An 18,664-nucleotide genomic window follows, 5' to 3' on the forward strand; every position below is an offset into this window, starting at 1 on the left:
AACTGTAATTTTTGTTGTTTGTATTAATATTTGTCAAGTGTGGCGTATTTTATCAAGTCGGGGAAAAAATCTCGAAAATCTGATTCTAATCGCTGATAGTTAGCTGTCAAATCTTCTATGCCGCTTGCCAAGTTATTTGTCCGTTTGAGTCGCGCCGACATTCTTGTAAGAGTGATGCCGATTTCGGCAATTTCCTGATAAGATGAAAGCAAGTCGCGGGCAATTATTGTTGGCAGCACCCGCTGGAGAGAGTCAGGTAATATATCGCGGTTGTCTTGCAGGATTTTATAGACATGGCTAGAAAAATCGGGGAGCGGAATTTTTGAATATTCCAGCCAATTTTTAGCCAAGAAGTGGTCGTAAAACACGTCAATCAAAACTCCAGCAAACCTGCGTCTCTGGGAAGAAACAAGGCTTTTACTCGATCGCACTATGGCGTGAGAGTCGGTGTAGCTATCTACTTTGCGGTGCAAATCGATGCCCTTTCTAATTTCATCGGGATAAAGGTTGACAGCCGAACCTTTGACAAAATCTCCTAAGAGATTGCCAATCAGGGATTCTGGCGTGCCTTTTGATAAGAATAGATGAGCCAAATAATTCATTGAATCTTTGATAACAAAAGAGCGATCGTCTAACTGTAGTATGCAGGCGATCGCTGCACCCACGCTCAAATATTGCTTGCGATCGGCTACATCTCTCGACGGAACGCTCTAATAGCTTCCCCAGCATCAGTTTCCGCTATCAAAATATAGAAGTTCTAGATAAGTCATACACGAATGCGAATCTCTCCCTCTTTAGCATAGATAACAGCTTGCATAGGAGTAAGAAAATCCATCCCTAGCAGACCGTCTACAAAAGTGGTCGCAGGTAACGTGTAGGCAACTATAGGAAAATTTTCTAAACGCTCGCCCAAGCAATTAAACCAAGGCACAGCTACTACTGGTGCTTCCACGATACCACCACCTGCCGATCTGCCGATGTCCTAATTCTACGTAGAGGATTTTGGATATCGCAACCAAGAGCTTCTAATATATTTACCCGCAAGACGGTATAAGTTGAGCCTGTATCAACTAATAATCTGAATTGTCTGACAGTATTACTTGTGCTAGAGGCAGCAGCTTTTAAGACGAGTAAATTTCCGTAACGCGAACACCGATAAAGTCTTTGTGAAGTCACGATATCGCCGAATAGTCATCAGGAATAGGGCCAGTGTATTCTATAGAAATTGACCGGATATCTTTAAATTTTGTCAAAGCTCGGTCTATTTCTTCTCGCTGCGGTGAATGAGCTAAGACTTCACCGCGAATCACATTCCATAAATCGTCGGATTCAGTATCAGCAATTAGCACCCACTCGCGGGGATAGCGATCGCGTATTTCTGCCGCAGTCAAGATTTCCCCTGTGGGTTTGTAATCCGACCCATTGTTATTTTGAATCAGAACTTGAGAGGGCTGGTTGGTTTCTGCTTGAGTAATTTCTTCATTTAATAGTTGCCAAAGTCGGCGTTTTTCTGCGAGTGGGAGGGAGGCGATCGCATCTACTAGGACTTGAAAAGGAATTTGCAACTGTACGGTTTCTGGGAGCATGGCGTGTCTCAAGGGATGTTAATGAACCAAGGTTATCAATCTGGGTGAAGCGACTTATCTTCAACTTTTAAACTCCTAATCTGTTCGCGAATCACATCGGTTTTTGTTCTACCGCTGTTCGCGCAATAAGCTTCTAGCCGAAGCATTTCTACTTCAGGCAGTCGGATGGTTAGAACTTTAACATTTTTACTCATACTGCAATTATACTAAAAAATGCAGTACAATTATAGCAGATAAATGCGCCTTGGCAGAATGTTGCCGCACCATGCCAAGACGACTTCCCCGAAGTTGAACGTCCAACAAAGGAGCAATTTAATTATGATTCAAGATCCAGAAAAAGAACCAGAACGCTGGGACAGCCGATTTTAGCGGATAACCCCAAGCAAGCGAAACAGGAGTGCCAAAAACGAGCCGCTACCGGGTTGAATTAGAATCTGTGACTCAACCCCGAAAATTTGAAAATCGCCCTCAAGTCTACCGTTGCAACTACAAGGAGAAAGAGTAATGGCTGTTCTGGAATGTGTAAAACCGGGTGCTAAACTCGGTCAAATTATTCTGGCCGTCGATTTAACTGTTGCCGGTGCAGTCGATCGCATTTTAGCAAAAATTCAAGACTTGGGATATGACCCAGACATTCGTCATGTCAACTATCCGTCAGGAGTTCACGTCTTAGCAATTCTCAAAGACGAACAGCATTCTGAAGCAGTTGATGATGACTACTTGTTAGAGGATTGGCTACAGGTAAGGTCGCAAATTAACCCAGATGCGGTTCATCTGTGGCGCGGCAAATAAGCAAATTAACAATTAAACCGCAGATGAACGCAGATAAGATTACATCTGCGTTCATCTGCGTTCATCTGCGTTCATCGGCGGTTAAAAAATACCCCTACGAACCACCGCGCAACTTATCCAAAACCGTCCGGTCTTCCAAAGTCGAAGTATCCCCAGAAACCTCTTGGCCCGCCGCCAAAGAACGCAGCAATCGCCGCATAATTTTGCCGCTGCGAGTCTTCGGCAAAGCATCAGTAAATCGAATTTCGCCGGGACGGGCGATCGCCCCAATTTCCTTAACAACGTGCTGCTTCAATTCCTTAGCCAATTCATCGCTAGGTTGCTGCGAGTTGTCCAGCGTGACAAAAGCCACAATTTCCTCACCTTTAATCTCGTCGGGTTTGCCAACAACCGCAGCTTCCGCCACCGCTGGATGCGATACCAAAGCTGACTCAACTTCCATTGTGCCGAGTCGGTGTCCGGCCACATTAATTACATCGTCAACGCGGCCCATTACCCAGAAATAACCGTCTTTGTCCTTGTGCGCGCCATCCCCTGCAAAGTACACAAATTCGCCATCTTTCGGGTGCAAATATTCCCAATAAGTGCGGCGGAAGCGATCGGCATCGTTGTAAAGTGTACGCATCATTCCCGGCCAAGGATGTTTCACAACTAAATAACCGCCGCTTTCGTTAGTTACTGGTTCGCCATCTTGGTCAACAACATCAGCCACAATTCCGGGGAACGGTAGGGTTGCAGAACCGGGTTTTGTAGGAATTGCACCGGGCAAAGCGGTAATCATAATTCCCCCGGTTTCTGTTTGCCACCAAGTATCGACGATCGGACAATTCGAGTGGCCAATTACTCGTTGATACCACATCCAAGCTTCAGGATTGATCGGTTCGCCGACGGTTCCTAACAATCGTAAAGATGACAAATCTCTGGCATTCGGCAAGTGTTCGCCCATTTTCATGAATGTTCTGATCGCAGTGGGTGCAGTATAGAAAACGGTGACGCCGTATTTTTCAATTACATCCCAAAAACAGCCAGGATTTGAAGGGCGAGGAGCACCTTCATACATTAAAGTTGTCGCACCGTTGGACAGCGGCCCGTAGACAATATAACTGTGTCCAGTAATCCAGCCGACATCAGCAGTACACCAGTAAACATCGGTATCTTGGAGGTCGAATATCCATTTGGTTGTCATGTGGGTATAAAGGTTATAACCACCGGTTGTATGGACGACTCCTTTCGGTTTGCCGGTACTGCCACTGGTGTAGAGTACGAACAGCATATCTTCGCTGTCCATCGGTTCGGCTGGACAATTTGCCGATGCACCTTTTTGCAAATCGTGCCACCAATGATCGCGCCCTGGTTCCATGTCAATTTTCTGTTTGGTGCGCTGAACTACCAGAACGTTGGTAACGCTGGGTGTGGCATTATTTGCTAATGCTTTGTCTACTTGTGTTTTGAGGCCGACGGCGGTATCTTTGCGGAAGCCACCGTCAGCGGTGATGACGAGTTTTGCTTGGCCGTCGTTAAGCCGATCGCGCAAAGCTTCTGCACTAAAACCGCCAAAAACAACGCTGTGTACTGCACCGATTCTGGCGCAGGCTAGCATGGCGATCGCTGCTTCGGGAATCATCGGCATATAAATGCCGACGCGATCGCCCTTTTGGACTCCCAATTGTTTGATGACGTTCGCCATTTGGCAGACTTCGCGGTGGAGTTGCGCGTAGGTGAGGGTGCGGGAATCTCCGGGTTCGCCTTCCCAAATCAGGGCGGCTTTATTTTTGCGCCAAGTGGTTAAGTGGCGATCGAGACAATTGTAAGAAATATTAATTTTGCCATTGACAAACCATTTAGCAACAGGCGGTTGCCAGTCGAGCACGGTATCCCAGTTTTGGAACCAGTGCAATTCTTGGGCCGCGAGTTCTGCCCAGAATGCTTGGGGGTCAGCTTTGGCTTTGTCGTAGAGGGCTTGGTATTCTTCTAGGCTTTTGATGTGAGCTTTTTGGGAGAATTCAGCGGGCGGCTGAAATAGCCGTTTTTCATGCAGAATTGATTCGATGGTATCTTGTGACATTGCTTTTAACTTTAACTTCGGTTCGTCTTTTTAACTATTGTTTGCATAAGTTGGGGCAAAAGTATGTTTATTTTCCTTAAGACTTTGGGGAAATTTGTCAATGTTGGGACTGTATTAGAAATTATGGTAGCGGTAAATGCTCAAGTTTATCTTGGTACTCATCATCAAACGATCCTTCATAAATCAAAATCAGTTCGTCAATATTTTGACCAATACTCAGCTTGGAATTTAGGATGAAGATTCCTGGGATATGGCGATTTTGCTCTACATGATCTGTTAAATGAACGGGCATAGAGCGACGGTTGTTGGTAACGAGAATGAAATTGTGGATTTCGCACCAAATAAGAATTTCTGGATCGAGAGTGCCTTTGGAAGGTGCTGTTAGTTCTCCCACTGCTAGAACAATCAGATCGGGATTGCGTCTGCGAATTTGGTTGACATACGCAGGATCGACATTTTCATCAAAGAGATACTGGATTGCCATCAGCCTTTCTCTTTGCATCTCTTTCTGCTCTCAGTTTGCGGATTTTTTCATATACTGGACGAGGATTGCGACGTTGTTCTTCTCGCATTTTTTCTCCCCACTCCAGCCATTCGGTTATGTATTTACCGACTGCTTCTTTGTTGTGCAGGTAATACAAAATTGTCGCATAAACTTGTTCCAGGGTGAGCGATGTATAAACGTTAGCAATTTCTTCGGGAGTTCGAGCGCGAAACAGGTATTCATAGAGAATGGTTTCGATGCCAATGCGGGAACCTTTGAGGCGAATATCGTCAGGTCTTAGGAAGTTGAAATAGTCTTCTAGTTGCGTGGTTGGGTGGTTGGCTTCATGAGATTGCTTCTCTTTATTAATTTCTGTTACTTCCGGAACCAGCACAATTACTTCGGCTCGGCTGTTGCGATATAAATTGAGCGGTTCACCAACGCATAATTGTCCTCGATCGTCGATCGTTGCCATCACTTTAATTGCTTTCATACAATCTACCCGATTTACAGGAGCGATATCTGGTATGATTATATCATAACAAATCCGATGGTAATGCTTTCATAATTGACATTAACAGCCGATCGCACTAAAGCCATGACGCAAAATTTAGAAGCAAGCCAACTCTCGCTAAATGACGTTCGCCGCCTTCTCAAATTGGAAAGACAAATAGGAGGCTCTTTTGCTGAATTTTTATCTATGGAACCTCTGACGGATTTTGAACAGCAGGAATTATTGCTAATCGGTAATCACTTTTGGCGCTATCTAGAAGCAGGGAAAGTTTCTGCAAAACTGGTTAAGTTTTTAGTGCTTTCACCGTTAATGAGATTAGCAGGATTTTTTGATATTCCGATCGTGCTGACAATGGAAGATAGCATCCCGATCGAGGTTGAGGATGGGGATACTTTAATTAAAGGGCGCTTGGATGTTTTAGCCGTAAATCAGCCGGATGCAGAGCTCCCGGCTGCACAGTTTTGGATTTTGGTAGTGGAGGCGAAAAATAGTGCGATCGCACCTTTGACTGGTTTGCCGCAACTCCTGACTTATACTTATAAAAGTTTGCAGCAGCAATCGTCTGTTTGGGGATTGACGACGAATGGCGAAAGTTATCGGTTTGTGCGGGTGACGCGGGGAAATCCTTGTACTTATCAGATTTTACCGGAATTGAATTTGATTGACCGAGAGCGATCGCTCTTGTTGGCGCAAGTGTTGAAAGCGATTTGCAAGTTGCAGAATGTGCAGTTGCAGTTGACTTAATCTCTCAGGTTAAAATCTGTGCTTACCGATAAGGCCTAGACAAATATTTTGTAACATCGGGGGAAACACCTTTAGTCGCTAATCGCCCTCTCTCGCTGGCTCCAAATGTTGTTAACTTCTGTATATAAACTGCCACTTTAATTATAAATTAAGATTTGTTAAAAATTTGCTCTTCTGAGTGACAAAATACAAGTCTTTCTCTAAAATAATAGACAATTTGACCCTGAAACTGAAGGTAAGAAAGTGTCTGAACTTAGACAAAACCTAATTACCAGAGATTGGGTAATCATCGCCACCGAACGGGCGACAAGACCGGATCAATTCGCTAAGAAAAAAAAGTGCGAAACATTAGTGCCACCGCACCGTGCCGATTGCCCGTTTTGCGTGGGAAATGAGGAAGACGGAACCTTAGAAACTTGCCGTTTGGGCGATCGCGCAGGCTGGAAAGTCAGGGCAATTTGCAACAAATATCCCGCCCTCTCCCCGACAGCAGAATGGATGAGGATATCATCGGGAATTCACCGCACAATGGCGGGAATCGGCGTTCACGAAGTAATTGTCGAACACCCGCGACACGATTTGACGACCGCTTTGTTGAGGGTTGAAGAAATTGCCAACATACTTTTAGTATACCGCCAGCGCTATGTAGAAATTAGAAAAAATCCCTACATTGAAACAATTATTATCTTCAAGAATCATGGGGAAAGTGCCGGAACTTCTCTCGAACACCCCCACTCGCAGATAGCAGCAACGCCTGTTGTACCTAGCCAATTTCGCAGCCGCATCGACGAAGCTATTAGATATTTTGACGACACGGGAGAATGTCTGTTTTGCCGGACTTTGGAAGACGAATTAGCGGCGGAGGAAAGAGTGATTTGTGAGAGTGAACATTTTGTGGCTTTTATCCCTTACGCTGCACTTTCACCGTTTCACATTTGGATTTTTCCGCGCCGGCATTCCTCTTCATTTGATGACCTTACTGATGGGGAAATTACGGATCTTGCTGATACTTTGAAAACTGTACTGGCTAAGCTTTATTACGGATTGAACAATCCCGATTACAACTATAATATTCGATCGGTGCCGATCGCCGAAGGGGGAACAAAATACTTTCACTGGTATATCGCAATTATTCCCAGAGTCACCAAGCAAGCTGGGTTTGAGTTGGGCAGCGGGATGTTTATCAATACTGCTTTGCCCGAAGAAAGTGCAGCGTTTTTGCGATCGATCGAAATTCCTAGCGACAGTAATTTCCCTCCCATCTAAAGTATCCTACATCACAAGAGGTCAAATTTACTTCAAATTGGGGTGGAAATGCACGCAGCTACTCTAAGTTGCGAGTCTGCGTTGGGGGAGGAAACTGATATTATTGGAGATTTGAGATTTGAGATTAAAGAATTGGGCATAACGGAGGATCTAATGGTGTAGATCACCTGCCTAAAGTTGGATTCTTTTTTTAAACTGGTATAACTTACGCTCTCAAGTGATGAACGTACAAATACTTATGGATTTTACCATAAACTCACAATAAACTTTCGACATACTGCCAGCCATCGTCGCTAAAAGTAGCTCTCAACATATCTCTAATTTTGGCATCGATCGATAATATCCCCTCGCCCGATTCACCATTCTCGCCGATTTCGCAACTGTCATCAGACAAATGTTCTTGGATGTGGGCCAGAGTATCGGCGAAATTAGCCAGAAAATAATGTTCGTGCACCCACGCTGTCGGATCTGGTATTGCTGCACTCCCAAAAGCTCGATCGACTAAATCTTTTTTTGCAACATCGTCAGTGTAGTTTTTCATGTTGAGGTCGATTTAGGTAGAACTGGTAACTTATCTTATTTTAAGCTTAATTGTCAACAGGATGGCGATCCTGATCGACCACAGCAGTGACAAATTTGTGTAGTTTGTGCGATCGCGATCCTAATTTTTTTGTCGATCGCGTGTTATCATTTTACATCACACTCCGTGACCAATAATTTTCACCTCTGGTAAGATACACTTGGGCATCATTCCGTGAACTCCTTTTTGAGGATTGTTGACAGCCTGCGTAATCCGAAAATTTACCGCAAGGGAACAGAAAACATAAGCATCTTCCTCTTTGAAAGCTGCAAACTTTTGCAGCCAATAAACCGTCTGTTTTACCGCCAGCTCAAACGCTTCATCTAATGTTCTACCAAATCCCATAATCACAATATGAGTGGGCGTTTCCGCAAACGGAAATATCAGAAATAAATCCTTGCGTAAGATGATTTGAATAGTCCCGTTCATCGAAGTTTCAATCGCAGTACCGTCAACTTCACCGTCTCCTTGTGCCGAATGTCCGTCGCCGATGGACAGTAAACCGCCGCACATAAAAACAGGTAAAAATAACCGCGTTCCTGGTTGGAGTTCCTGATTGTCCATATTGCCGCCGTAGCGCTCTGGAGGAATAGAAGAACGGTTGATTTGTGCATTGGCAACGCCGATAATGCCAAAAAAAGGATGCAGGGGAATCCGAATGCCGCTACCTGCGGGAAATTCTGCAATTTTTTGCTCTAAATCTAGCGAAATAAACCGCAATTTAGGTTCGGGGAAATACTCAGGCAAAGATCCCCATCCGGCGCGAATTGCATTAAATCCTACTGGCAAACTTGGGTAAACATCCTCAATGTGAATTTCTAAAACGTCTCCTGGTTCGGCATTGTTAACATAAATTGGGCCTGTCAGCAAGTGGGGCCCTGGGCCAACTTTGCGGTGGGGAGGCAAATTCTGACAAATATCTAAAAATTCGGGGGTGAGAAATTCCGGCGGGGCCTTGTCAGCAACATAATATCCTGAATAGGTTTCGATATCGATGCGATCGCCCGAATCGACGATTAAAGCAGGTTCGATGTTCGGAGAAAAACCGCCTAAGTGTACGGTTTTGCAGTTAGCCTTGAGAAGGTGGCGAGTCATGGGATTTTAGATTTTAGATTTTAGATTGAAGGAAGGGTGTTAAGAATGTTATATCGCAAGTCTCAATCATTTTTGAGAATTTTTTTTAATGAACCGCAGAGGGCGCAGAGGGCGCAGAGAAAGAGAAAGGAGAGGTCAGAAGATGTGAAAAAATGGTTGAAGTTTGTTAGATGTGAGATATTTTACTAATTTCTTAACTTTTTGATAACCTTGGTAGTTTAAAATTCCCAGTCGAGAATCTAAAATCGATGGCTGTTTTTTCTTCAGACTAATGACTAATGAATAATAACTAATAACTAATAACTAATAACTAATGTTGACACCATTGCCCGTTCAATTTAAAAAATCTAGAGATTTGCCCCGCAATCCCTGGTTTTTTGCTGTTTTGATTTTGATTGTCCTATTGCTAGGTTTCATGATGCAATCTTACCTTAACAAACCTCAGCTTTTAACCGATCCGTTTTTGCAAATCCCAACAGCAAACTCGGTGCGAGTTGTCTGGTTCACCGAGTTTGCCGGTACTCGCAACACTGTTGCTTACGGCGAAAATTTGAATCAAGTTGTGACGGCAAATACTACCAAGCTAAGTCGCACTCGCGAAGACAAAGACTCGCGCATCTCCGATGCAATCAAACAAAACATAATTGATAGCAATCCAATTGTCCGCGACATCTGGCGCCACGAAGCAGAAGTCTCCAACTTAATGCCCGGTGTTAGCATTCCTTATCGAGTCACCAGCGAAAGGAAAGACGGCGCATCTGTCAGCAGCAAAGTTTTTACTCTTTCTCCGACACCAGCAGCAGGAATGCCGCTCAAAATTCTCCTGACTTCCGACCATCAATTGATGCCGATGACAGCAGCAAATCTCCAGAAAGTAGCCGAAACAATTGGGAGAGTTGACGCGGTTTTCATGGCTGGGGATTTAATTAATATACCCGATCGCGCTTCTGAATGGTTTGACGATTACCGAGGCCGCGCCTTCTTTCCGTCTCTGCAAGGTCGCGCATTTTCCGAACTCGACAAAAACGGCATCAAAACCGTTTACAGCGGCGGCGAACTGATCCAACACGCGCCTTTATTTCCGGCGATTGGCAATCACGAAATCATGGGTCGCTTTGCAACCAGCAGCAAACTCGATGACCAATTTAACGATCCTTTTCCCCGCGCCGCTGCCGAGAAAATATACGCTCAACGTGCTGCCTTTTTAAATCCTAATAATGATTCTTCAGTGCGCGAACTCTGGCTGAAAAACAATACTTTTAATAGCGATACCTATGACGAAATTTTCAATTTACCGGGAGGCAAAAATTACTATGCTGTGACTTTTGGGGACGTGCGGTTAGTTACTTTGTATGTTACGAATATCTGGCGAACTCCGAATTTAGATCCGGGTGCGAGAGGCAGGTATCGCGAACGGGACGAAGATTTTAATAATCCCGAAAAATGGGGATACGGACAGCATATTTTTGAGCCGATTGTCAAGGACAGCGCTCAATATAATTGGCTGCAAAAAGAGTTAAAGAGTTCGCAATTCCAGCAGGCAAAATATAAAATTGTGATGTTTCACCACCCGCCACATTCTCTGGGTGACAATATTGTACCTGCTTATACTGATCCAGTGCAAATAGTCGATCGCGCTCTCGATGGCGAGATTAAAATGGTGCGTTACGAGTATCCGAAACAGCAAGATTATCTGATTCGGGATGTAGTGCCACTACTAGAAACAGCGGGGGTACAGTTGGTATTTTACGGACATTCGCACTTGTGGAATCGGTTTGTAAGTTCCAGCGGAATGCACTTTTTGGAGACTTCTAATGTGGGTAACAGTTACGGTGCTTTTGCGGGGGAAAAGCGCCGATTTGTGCCGCCGGCATATCGGGAAGATTACAGCGCTATTGGAGATCCGAACGGATTGGAACCTGTGGTGCCGACAGTTGCGCCTTTGTTGGGGAAAGATGGGCGGCCGCTGCCGTATATTGATAGCAATGATATTACGGCTTTTACTATTTTTGATACGGGGGAGGGTACGGTTAGCAGCTACTATTTTGATACGCGGAAACCCGAATCGGAAGTGGTGAAGTTTGATGAGTTTAAGTGCGAAAGGTAAGGGCACGGCATTGCCGTGTCCCTACAGATATCTGAGTCAACTGAGACGTTGCACTATTCTCAATTAGCTATTTAGCAACGGGCAAGATGCCCGTTCCACAATAAAGAAATTCATTCTTTGTGGAACAGGCATCTTGCCTGTTCTTGAGAAGGGTGGAAGATGTAAGATTAAACTGAGATGTTGCACCATTTTTAATTACCTGTTTAGCAACGGGCAAGATGCCCGTTCCACAAAACTCAATTTTATTGTGGAACAGGCATCTTGCCTGTTCTTAACAAAGGTGGAAGATGTAAGATTAAACTGAGATGTTGCACTATTCTCAATTACCTGTTTAGGAACGGGCAAGATGCCCGTTCCACAAAACTCAATTTTATTGTGGAACAGGCATCTTGCCTGTTCCTAACAAAGGTGCAAGATGTAAGATTAAACTTTCTCTTTCGCAGGTGGAACCAAACCTGTTTTATTCAAACCCGCATCAATCTGCCTGAGCAATTTAAAATCGTCTTCGGGTAAGGAATTAACAGGCGAGTGTTTTTCCAGAAACGAGAATGCTTGCCGAAATTCACGCGGCCGGGAGTCGATCGCACTATCGAAGTGACAAGGTACAATCCTTTGAAAGTCCCAACTCGCCACTTTATCCACCCAATCGAGAGTTTCCCGCGGCGCGCGGTTGAGAATCAATGTCTGCAAAATCGGGGCCACAAACAACCGCCCTCCTCCCCGCAAAGCCTCAAACGATCGCTCCCAATGTGTTTTCCACTTGAACGGATACAACCCGAAATAAGCTTTCCTAGAGCGTTCTGGCGCTTGGCGCGCGCTGGCTAACACCTCCGACCACGGCGGCACTTCCAGCACGCTAGGCGTAAAATACATGGCAAATAAGGCGATTCTCTGCCACCCTTTGCGCCGATTTTCGTGGGTGTCTGCCACCGTCTCCAAGGCGCTGTCTTTGGCGTGAAACAGCAGCGGGTACGAGTCGAGTTGGACGATCGCGGGCGGATTTTCGGGAATCGAAACTATGGAATCTGTTAACATCAGCGTGCGCGATCGTCTGTGAAATAACGCAACTTCTGCAAATTTGCCCAAACCGAGGTCGAGGGGGCCGAGAATTGCCCAGTCAAATTGATCGGCTAAGGACGTGTTGCTGCTGTCAAAGGGGAGTACAGACGTGCGTTTGGCGGGCAAACCCAGCCAACTCAGCGGCAAATTCACGGGGAAACTCCACTGCTGCGGGGCGACAAACACCTGCGCTTCGGGAAAACACCTCGCAAAGGGGCCGACAAAAACTTTGTGCTCGATCCCCGAAACCGTTGTCAGCAGGATGTACTTAACTTCGCCGTGCTCTGCTACTAACTCTTTTACCAAGCGGATGCACTCAGGAGTCGGTGCAACGGGGGCGTAGACGAGAAGGCCTTCGGGTTCTAGTTTAATTACTGTCATCCGAATCGGGACGACAACGTAAAAAATGCCTTGTAGTTGGTCAAAAGTCCAGATTGTGTCCTTGACTATTTCCTTGCGGATGGTGCGCCGCTTGCTGTAAGGATAGAGGGGGACAACTGGCCAAAAGGCCCAAGAATAGTCCCGATAATCAATCTGTGGTGATGTTGGTATGCCTTCGCCCTCTGCCACTGGTGCGACTCCTTGCCGATTTTTTTGTACGTGCGTGCGATCGAACTGTTTTTATCTTATTTCACTCCTGTTGCGCGGATTCGATGAGTTGAAAAGGGGTTTCACCAGGCCTGGGTGCGAGAACTATTAAACCAACTGTTCAGGATCGATGCCTAACTCTCGCAACCGCGCCGCTAGTCTTTCCTCTCGCTGTTGAGATTCTGTCAGTTGCTGTTGAGATTCTGTCAGTTGCTGTTGAGATTCTAGAACTTGCTGTTGAGCTTCTATCAGTTGCCGTTCCGCCGCCGTCGCCCTTTCACCCGGACTCAAAATCAACCCTCCTTGGGCCGTAAACCACCGCAACCACAACCGATTCATACTCTTATAAGTGCCTTGCCACCAACCTAAACTCAACTGCAACTCAGGAATAAATAACCGCCCATCAATTAATTCTGCAGGTTCATAGTGGCCTCCTACAAGATGAAAAGCTCGCAATTCATCCGTGTAGCGACTGAACACAAAATAGTAAGGAATCCGCAAAATTTGTTCATAAACTTGCCACTTAGTCGGCGGTTCCCCAGCTTGCTGAACAGTCCGCCCTAAATCTTCATCTTCAGTTCCCGGCGATAGCAATTCCACCACCACAAACGGATTTACCCGTTCTTGCCAAACTACATAACTCAAACGCATATCGCGCCCTTGATAAAGCCTTGGCACACCCACCGCAGCAAACCAATCCGGGCGTTTATGCCAGCGCGGTTGTGTTGCATCGTAATACAAATTTAGGTCACTGGCTGTAAAGACTTGTTCCGCATCCCATCCCGGCGGCAAAAACGTGAATTCCAAGAGTTGCGGCTGATCTAAATGAAATGTATCTGGCAAACCGGGCTCCTTTGGGTCTTCGCTAGGTAAATCATACATTGTTGGCAAACTCTGCCGGGGGTCTAGAGGCGGTTCAGCTTGAGCAGGCGGGTAAGTCGGGAATGTCATAATCAATTCTGAGGTTGCTTATCCTGATATGATTATAACCTTGTGAGAATGTCTTGCATTTCCAAAGAATTCCCATTAACTCTCAATCTCAAATCTCAAATCAAAACTCCCAAATCGATATGACTCAAAACTACCGCATCACTCTTTTACCAGGAGACGGCATCGGCCCTGAAATTATCGCTGTGGCGGTAGATGTCCTGAAACTTGTCGGTCAACAATTGGACATCGGCTTTGAATTTCAAGAAGCTTTAATGGGCGGCGCTGCTATTGACGCAACAGGCAATCCGCTGCCCGAAGAAACACTGGAAAAATGCCGCAACTGCGATGCAGTATTGTTAGCAGCTATTGGCGGTTACAAGTGGGATAATTTGCCCCGCGAACAGCGCCCGGAAACTGGATTATTAGGACTGCGCGCCGGATTGGGATTGTTTGCAAATTTGCGTCCGGCGACTATTTTACCGCAGTTGGTTGATGCTTCTAGTTTGAAACGGGAAGTTGTCGAAGGCGTGGATATTATGGTCATCCGCGAACTCACAGGCGGCATTTATTTCGGCAAACCGAAAGGTATTTTTGAGACGGAAACCGGCGAAAAACGCGGTGTCAATACGATGGCTTACACCGAGTCGGAAATTGACAGAATCGGGCGAGTTGCTTTTGAGACGGCCAGGAAGCGGGGAAAAAGGCTGTGTTCCGTTGATAAAGCGAATGTTTTGGATGTTTCGCAACTGTGGCGCGATCGTATTATTGCCCTTTCTTCAGAATACCCTGATGTCGAACTTTCTCACCTCTACGTTGACAACGCCGCCATGCAGTTAATTCGCTGGCCGAAACAGTTCGATACAATTGTCACCGGCAATTTATTCGGCGACATTCTTTCCGATGCGGCGGCGATGCTAACTGGTAGCATTGGGATGCTGCCTTCTGCTAGTTTGGGAGCAAGCGGGCCGGGAGTTTTTGAACCCGTGCACGGTTCCGCACCGGACATCGCCGGACAAGATAAAGCCAATCCCATCGCCCAAGTTTTAAGCGCGGCAATGATGCTGCGCTACGCCTTAAATCAGCCGGAAGCTGCTAATAAAATTGAGCAAGCAGTTGTCGAAGTTTTGGATCGAGGTTATCGCACTGGTGATATCATGTCGGAAGGCATGAAACTCGTCGGCTGTCGGGCAATGGGCGATGCTTTAATTGAAGTTTTGCAAGGTTGATTTATTTACCTGGTAGATACTGTTGTCTATACTGTTTTGACCTGTCAAGGGGTAGCATTCAAATAATTGGGATCGAAAGGCTTTTGGGATTTTCAAATCCTAAAAGCCAAATGCAGCAACTTCCGATATCATTGCATCAATCACCTGCATTTTGACCTTTCCCCGACCCAATAATCGCACAGTGAGTCGCTTTGAGTAACTGGTCGCAGAGCATCGCCACTACCTCCTGCAGATACAACGCCTTTTTTCGTCGGACGTTTCCGGTACAAGACAAACGAGTTTTGCCTTTAACCGAAGTTCCAGAACTCCGTTCGTGCTTGAGTTAGACCAGCATAGGCTGCTAATTGACGAGCATTATGGTAATCGGAAACCTCACCAATTTCAGCTAATAATAGAGAAGCTGTTAAATCGCCAATTCCAGGAATTGAGGTCAATAAGTCACGCTGTTTTTTTAAGTGTGGGTGTGGGTCAAAATGGTCACTAATGAGTTTTTGGATGAGTTGTTGCTGTTGTTTAAGATACTCGCCTGTGTTCGAGGGTAAGGGCAGCAACAGTTGGCGTAGCTGTCTTCAAACGGTTTTGTTCGCAAGTCATCATTTCTCATACTACGGACAAATTGTGGTTAAGTCAACTTAACCAGAGGAATTATGAGTAGTGTGGGGGAAAAACTCAAACAGCGACGCCAATCGCTTTCTTTGACGCAGCAGCAAGTTGCGGATGAATTGGGGGTGAGTGTAACCACTGTGAAAAATTGGGAAACGGGTAGACATATTCCCAAACTCTATCTCGAACCGACGAAAGTTTTGTGCGACCTCCTGAAGCTTTCGTTAGACGATTTGGTAGCTTAACAAAGCAAACTAAGCAAAAGCAAAAGCAACAGCGATCGCACCTATTCCATATCTAATCAAAAAGTGCGATCGTTTCTTCTCTTGCCCTCTTAAAAAAGAATGCCAGTATTGTGCAGCGGCGATTGATTGAGAAAATTGCAAGATCCGGACTTACACATGACCTCCCGATATGGTGTTTGGTCGGGGTAATCCTCCGGTGGTTGGCCCTACATCATAGCTGTGGCTTTTGTAAAATTAGGTATTTCTTAGAAATTCACACATTTCTCTCTATGTAAAATCTCTATTGAAAAACATCTTTCGTCTTTTAAAGCACCAAAGTTGCGGTCAAATAAACGGCTGCGTGCCAACCTAAAATTCCCCAATTAAGGGCTAAGTTTTGCCAAGTCGGTTCGTAGACTGCACTCTTATCGAATAAGTGCGGTAAGATTGTGCGATCGAGCTTCCCCGATCGCACTTTTCTCAACCGTTCACATAATAATCCCGCGTTCCCTTCGCATTCATCGCTTCTCCGAGCCGATTTAACCCGTACACGTAAGCAGCAGTTCTCATGGAAACTGACAATTCCTGAGATTTTTTCCAAATTGCCTCAGTCTCTTCGACCATTTTATGCTTCAACCGCTGGTTGACTTCCTCCAGCGTCCAATAAAGCCCGCTGCGGTTTTGCACCCACTCAAAATAACTAACCGTTACGCCTCCGGCATTGACTAAAATATCAGGAATTACGTGAATGCCCCGCTTTTCTAAAATCAAATCAGCAGCAGAATCAATCGGGCCGTTAGCTACTTCAAAAATAAACTTAGCCTTAACATCATTAACATTGGCTTCTGTTATTTGGTTCTCCAACGCTGCTGGAACCAGCACGTCTACATCTAATGCTAAAAGTTGCTCATTTGTCAATATTTCGTGTTCGACAATATTGCAAACAGAACCTTCGCAGTAAATAGCTTTGATCCCTTTGTTAGAGTCTTTAAAGCTTCTTATACTGGGGATATCCAGCCCTTGTTTAGCATAAATTCCCCCTTGGGAATCGCTGACAGCAACAACTTTGTAACCTGCTTTCCAGAGCAGTTCAGCTATTTCTGCACCTGCATTACCAAAACCTTGTACTGCTACAGTTGTATCTTGAGGATTTAGCTCAAATTTGGGTAAGATAGTTTCTACTACAAAAAAAGCCCCCATTGCTGTTGCCGTATCTCTGCCCAAACTACCACCAATTGTCACTGGTTTTCCAGTCACAACCGCTGGAGAAAGCTGCCGCTTAATAATATTGTACTGATCCATCATCCAACCCATAATCATGGGATTGGTGTAGACATCCGGCGCGGGAATATCGACATCCGGGCCGATGAAATCTGCGATCGCATCGACATAGCCTCGGCTCAACCGTTCCAATTCCAGTTTGGACAATTCCTTGGGATTGAGAGTAATTCCGCCCTTGGCTCCTCCAAAAGGCAAGTTCAAAACTGCACATTTAAAAGTCATCCAAAATGCTAAGGATTGCACTTCATCAAGGGATACTCCCGGATGATAGCGCACTCCTCCTTTAGACGGGCCTCTGGTATTGTCGTAGCGCACGCGATAACCTTGAAAAATTCGCAGGGAACCGTCATCCATCCGCACGGGAATCGATACAATTAAACTGGATTTGGGGTGTTTAAGCCTTTCGATCGTATCCTCGGAAAGGGACACATATTTTAAGGCTCGTTCTAATCGGCGGCTGGCATCGGCAAATAATGATTCAGACATAAGAAGTTAGTTGACTGTTGACTGTTGTTAGTTGACTGTTGTCAGAGACAAGAAGGATTCGGGTGCTTAAGCTAATTTAATCACAATCCTGGTTGAATGGTGCCTCCTTTATTCTGACAACAGTCAACAGTTAACAGTCAACTGCGATATTGTCGATCGACAATATCGCAGTGCCAAGCAGGATTAAGCAGATACACTTACAATAGAAGGTGATATTTAAGCTCAAGCCTCAATTTGAGTTCGATCGCTCAAATCACAGCCAGCCATCAGGGGAATTAAATTCTGAAATAGATCGAGGCTTTAGCTGACGTTAGAAACTGAATTATTATTATGGTTGGACTCCTAGCCGCACTCTCTGCGTCTGCGGCAGGGGGTATGAGAATTGCCCTGCCCCTGCTGTTAATTGGTTTGTTGCGGATTGACAAACTTTGGTCGGAAATACCTCTATTGTCTGGGCTTCACCCCCAGGTGGTGATAGCAATTTTAGTGAGTTGGTCGCTGTTAGAGTTATTTGCTTCTAAAACCTTTGTAGGACAGCGGGTACTGCAAATTGTGCAAATTATTTTCAGTCCCATTGTAGGAGCAATTATGGGAATTGCGATCGCTCAGGTAAGTTCGATCGACGAAATTATTGCTCACCCTTGGATGCTGTGGATAATTGGTATTGTCGGAGGTTTGTTGGCTTTAGTGCTGCAACTGGTACAAGCTGGATGGTTTTATCGGCTGCGAGGTTTGCCGATTTGGGTGATTTTCCTCCAAGATGTTCTGTGCATTTCCTTGGTTTTGTTTGCCTTTGACGCACCGCGGCAGGGAGGGTTAGTTGCGATGATCCTGCTGTGGCTGGCAATTCGCAGTTCTAAAGAGTGGTATCGCTGGTACAAAAGTCAGGGAATACCGGGCGATAGGGGAAATCCCCGCCGCCGCAAGCGCGATCCTGATTAATTTAGTTATTTGTTATTTGTTATTTGTTATGGGTTATTAGTCATATTGTTTACGGTTATTTCGGAATGATTTAACCGCAGAGACCGCAGAGG

General features: G+C 45.4%; 22 protein-coding genes. 7 read left to right on the forward strand and 15 right to left on the reverse strand.

The genetic code is table 11. The annotated features are described in order from the left end of the window. Positions 1–23: 23 nt before the first annotated feature. The 4 genes from QUA43_RS03085 to QUA43_RS03100 form a co-directional block, all read right to left on the reverse strand. Complete coding sequence (locus tag QUA43_RS03085; RefSeq protein WP_333371037.1) at positions 24–665, reverse strand: ACP phosphodiesterase; 642 nt, start codon at positions 663–665, stop codon at positions 24–26. Positions 666–766: 101 nt separating this feature from the next. Further along, a complete protein-coding gene (locus QUA43_RS03090; RefSeq protein ID WP_333370915.1) occupies positions 767–952 on the reverse strand; it encodes a hypothetical protein in 186 nt (61 codons plus the stop codon). Positions 953–1,172: 220 nt separating this feature from the next. Then, positions 1,173–1,586 (reverse strand): hypothetical protein, encoded by a 414-nt coding sequence (locus QUA43_RS03095; protein ID WP_333370916.1) that lies wholly within the window; start codon positions 1,584–1,586, stop codon positions 1,173–1,175. A 35-nt stretch (positions 1,587–1,621) separates the two neighbouring features. Next, positions 1,622–1,780, reverse strand: a complete 159-nt coding sequence (locus tag QUA43_RS03100; protein ID WP_333053645.1) for a hypothetical protein — start codon at positions 1,778–1,780, stop codon at positions 1,622–1,624. 310 nt (positions 1,781–2,090) lie between these two features. On the opposite strand from QUA43_RS03100, the gene QUA43_RS03105 reads away from it, so the two are divergent. After that, a complete protein-coding gene (locus tag QUA43_RS03105) occupies positions 2,091–2,378 on the forward strand; it encodes a hypothetical protein (RefSeq protein WP_333250067.1) in 288 nt (95 codons plus the stop codon). Between the two features lie 94 nt (positions 2,379–2,472). Here QUA43_RS03105 and acs read toward each other — a convergent pair whose 3' ends face one another. The 3 genes from acs to QUA43_RS03120 form a co-directional block, all read right to left on the reverse strand. Beyond that, the gene (gene acs / locus QUA43_RS03110) at positions 2,473–4,443 is read right to left on the reverse strand and encodes an acetate--CoA ligase (protein ID WP_333370918.1); all 1,971 of its coding nucleotides are present in this window, start codon (positions 4,441–4,443) and stop codon (positions 2,473–2,475) included. A 121-nt stretch (positions 4,444–4,564) separates the two neighbouring features. Continuing rightward, on the reverse strand, positions 4,565–4,927 hold the full coding sequence (locus QUA43_RS03115; RefSeq protein WP_333370920.1) for a DUF5615 family PIN-like protein: 363 nt from the start codon (positions 4,925–4,927) through the stop codon (positions 4,565–4,567). After that, complete coding sequence (locus tag QUA43_RS03120) at positions 4,905–5,420, reverse strand: DUF433 domain-containing protein (protein ID WP_445301942.1); 516 nt, start codon at positions 5,418–5,420, stop codon at positions 4,905–4,907. Before QUA43_RS03120 ends, QUA43_RS03115 begins: the two co-directional genes overlap by 23 nt. Before the next feature lie 75 nt (positions 5,421–5,495). Here QUA43_RS03120 and QUA43_RS03125 point away from each other — a divergent pair, with 75 nt between their 5' ends. After that, positions 5,496–6,185: a restriction endonuclease subunit R gene (locus QUA43_RS03125; protein WP_333370922.1), complete on the forward strand. Its 690-nt coding sequence runs from the start codon at positions 5,496–5,498 to the stop codon at positions 6,183–6,185. Between the two features lie 243 nt (positions 6,186–6,428). After that, positions 6,429–7,451, forward strand: coding sequence for a galactose-1-phosphate uridylyltransferase (galT, locus tag QUA43_RS03130; protein ID WP_333370924.1), 1,023 nt, complete (start codon positions 6,429–6,431; stop codon positions 7,449–7,451). Positions 7,452–7,707: 256 nt separating this feature from the next. Here galT and QUA43_RS03135 read toward each other — a convergent pair whose 3' ends face one another. Then, positions 7,708–7,992 carry a hypothetical protein gene (locus QUA43_RS03135; RefSeq protein WP_333370926.1) on the reverse strand — a complete coding sequence of 95 codons (285 nt, stop codon included), beginning with the start codon at positions 7,990–7,992 and terminating at the stop codon, positions 7,708–7,710. 156 nt (positions 7,993–8,148) lie between these two features. Continuing rightward, positions 8,149–9,126, reverse strand: a complete 978-nt coding sequence (locus QUA43_RS03140; protein WP_333370928.1) for an acetamidase/formamidase family protein — start codon at positions 9,124–9,126, stop codon at positions 8,149–8,151. 313 nt (positions 9,127–9,439) lie between these two features. Between QUA43_RS03140 and QUA43_RS03145 the strand changes: the two genes are divergently transcribed. Continuing rightward, on the forward strand, positions 9,440–11,233 hold the full coding sequence (locus QUA43_RS03145) for a metallophosphoesterase family protein (RefSeq protein WP_333370929.1): 1,794 nt from the start codon (positions 9,440–9,442) through the stop codon (positions 11,231–11,233). 423 nt (positions 11,234–11,656) lie between these two features. Here QUA43_RS03145 and QUA43_RS03150 read toward each other — a convergent pair whose 3' ends face one another. Continuing rightward, positions 11,657–12,862 (reverse strand): DUF4336 domain-containing protein, encoded by a 1,206-nt coding sequence (locus QUA43_RS03150; protein ID WP_333370931.1) that lies wholly within the window; start codon positions 12,860–12,862, stop codon positions 11,657–11,659. Positions 12,863–12,988: 126 nt separating this feature from the next. Continuing rightward, positions 12,989–13,831 (reverse strand): Uma2 family endonuclease, encoded by an 843-nt coding sequence (locus QUA43_RS03155; RefSeq protein ID WP_333370932.1) that lies wholly within the window; start codon positions 13,829–13,831, stop codon positions 12,989–12,991. 119 nt (positions 13,832–13,950) lie between these two features. Between QUA43_RS03155 and leuB the strand changes: the two genes are divergently transcribed. Beyond that, positions 13,951–15,036: a 3-isopropylmalate dehydrogenase gene (leuB, locus tag QUA43_RS03160; RefSeq protein WP_333145250.1), complete on the forward strand. Its 1,086-nt coding sequence runs from the start codon at positions 13,951–13,953 to the stop codon at positions 15,034–15,036. Positions 15,037–15,172: 136 nt separating this feature from the next. Here the strand turns inward: leuB and QUA43_RS30760 are convergent, their stop codons facing one another. Next, a complete protein-coding gene (locus QUA43_RS30760) occupies positions 15,173–15,310 on the reverse strand; it encodes a hypothetical protein (RefSeq protein WP_445301943.1) in 138 nt (45 codons plus the stop codon). Between the two features lie 13 nt (positions 15,311–15,323). Further along, positions 15,324–15,587, reverse strand: a complete 264-nt coding sequence (locus QUA43_RS03165; RefSeq protein ID WP_333370934.1) for a transposase — start codon at positions 15,585–15,587, stop codon at positions 15,324–15,326. A 96-nt stretch (positions 15,588–15,683) separates the two neighbouring features. Here QUA43_RS03165 and QUA43_RS03170 point away from each other — a divergent pair, with 96 nt between their 5' ends. Next, positions 15,684–15,884, forward strand: a complete 201-nt coding sequence (locus tag QUA43_RS03170) for a helix-turn-helix transcriptional regulator (RefSeq protein ID WP_333370936.1) — start codon at positions 15,684–15,686, stop codon at positions 15,882–15,884. 304 nt (positions 15,885–16,188) lie between these two features. On the opposite strand, the gene QUA43_RS03175 is transcribed toward QUA43_RS03170, so the two are convergent. Further along, the gene (locus QUA43_RS03175; RefSeq protein WP_333370938.1) at positions 16,189–16,338 is read right to left on the reverse strand and encodes a hypothetical protein; all 150 of its coding nucleotides are present in this window, start codon (positions 16,336–16,338) and stop codon (positions 16,189–16,191) included. A 5-nt stretch (positions 16,339–16,343) separates the two neighbouring features. Further along, the gene (locus tag QUA43_RS03180) at positions 16,344–17,630 is read right to left on the reverse strand and encodes a Glu/Leu/Phe/Val dehydrogenase (protein ID WP_333370940.1); all 1,287 of its coding nucleotides are present in this window, start codon (positions 17,628–17,630) and stop codon (positions 16,344–16,346) included. 330 nt (positions 17,631–17,960) lie between these two features. On the opposite strand from QUA43_RS03180, the gene QUA43_RS03185 reads away from it, so the two are divergent. Next, positions 17,961–18,572, forward strand: a complete 612-nt coding sequence (locus QUA43_RS03185; protein WP_333370942.1) for a DUF4126 domain-containing protein — start codon at positions 17,961–17,963, stop codon at positions 18,570–18,572. The last annotated feature ends 92 nt before the right edge of the window (positions 18,573–18,664 follow it).

Origin of the sequence: Microcoleus sp. N9_B4, from assembly GCF_036701635.1 — a bacterium.
Taxonomy (GTDB): Bacteria; Cyanobacteriota; Cyanobacteriia; order Cyanobacteriales; family Microcoleaceae; genus Microcoleus.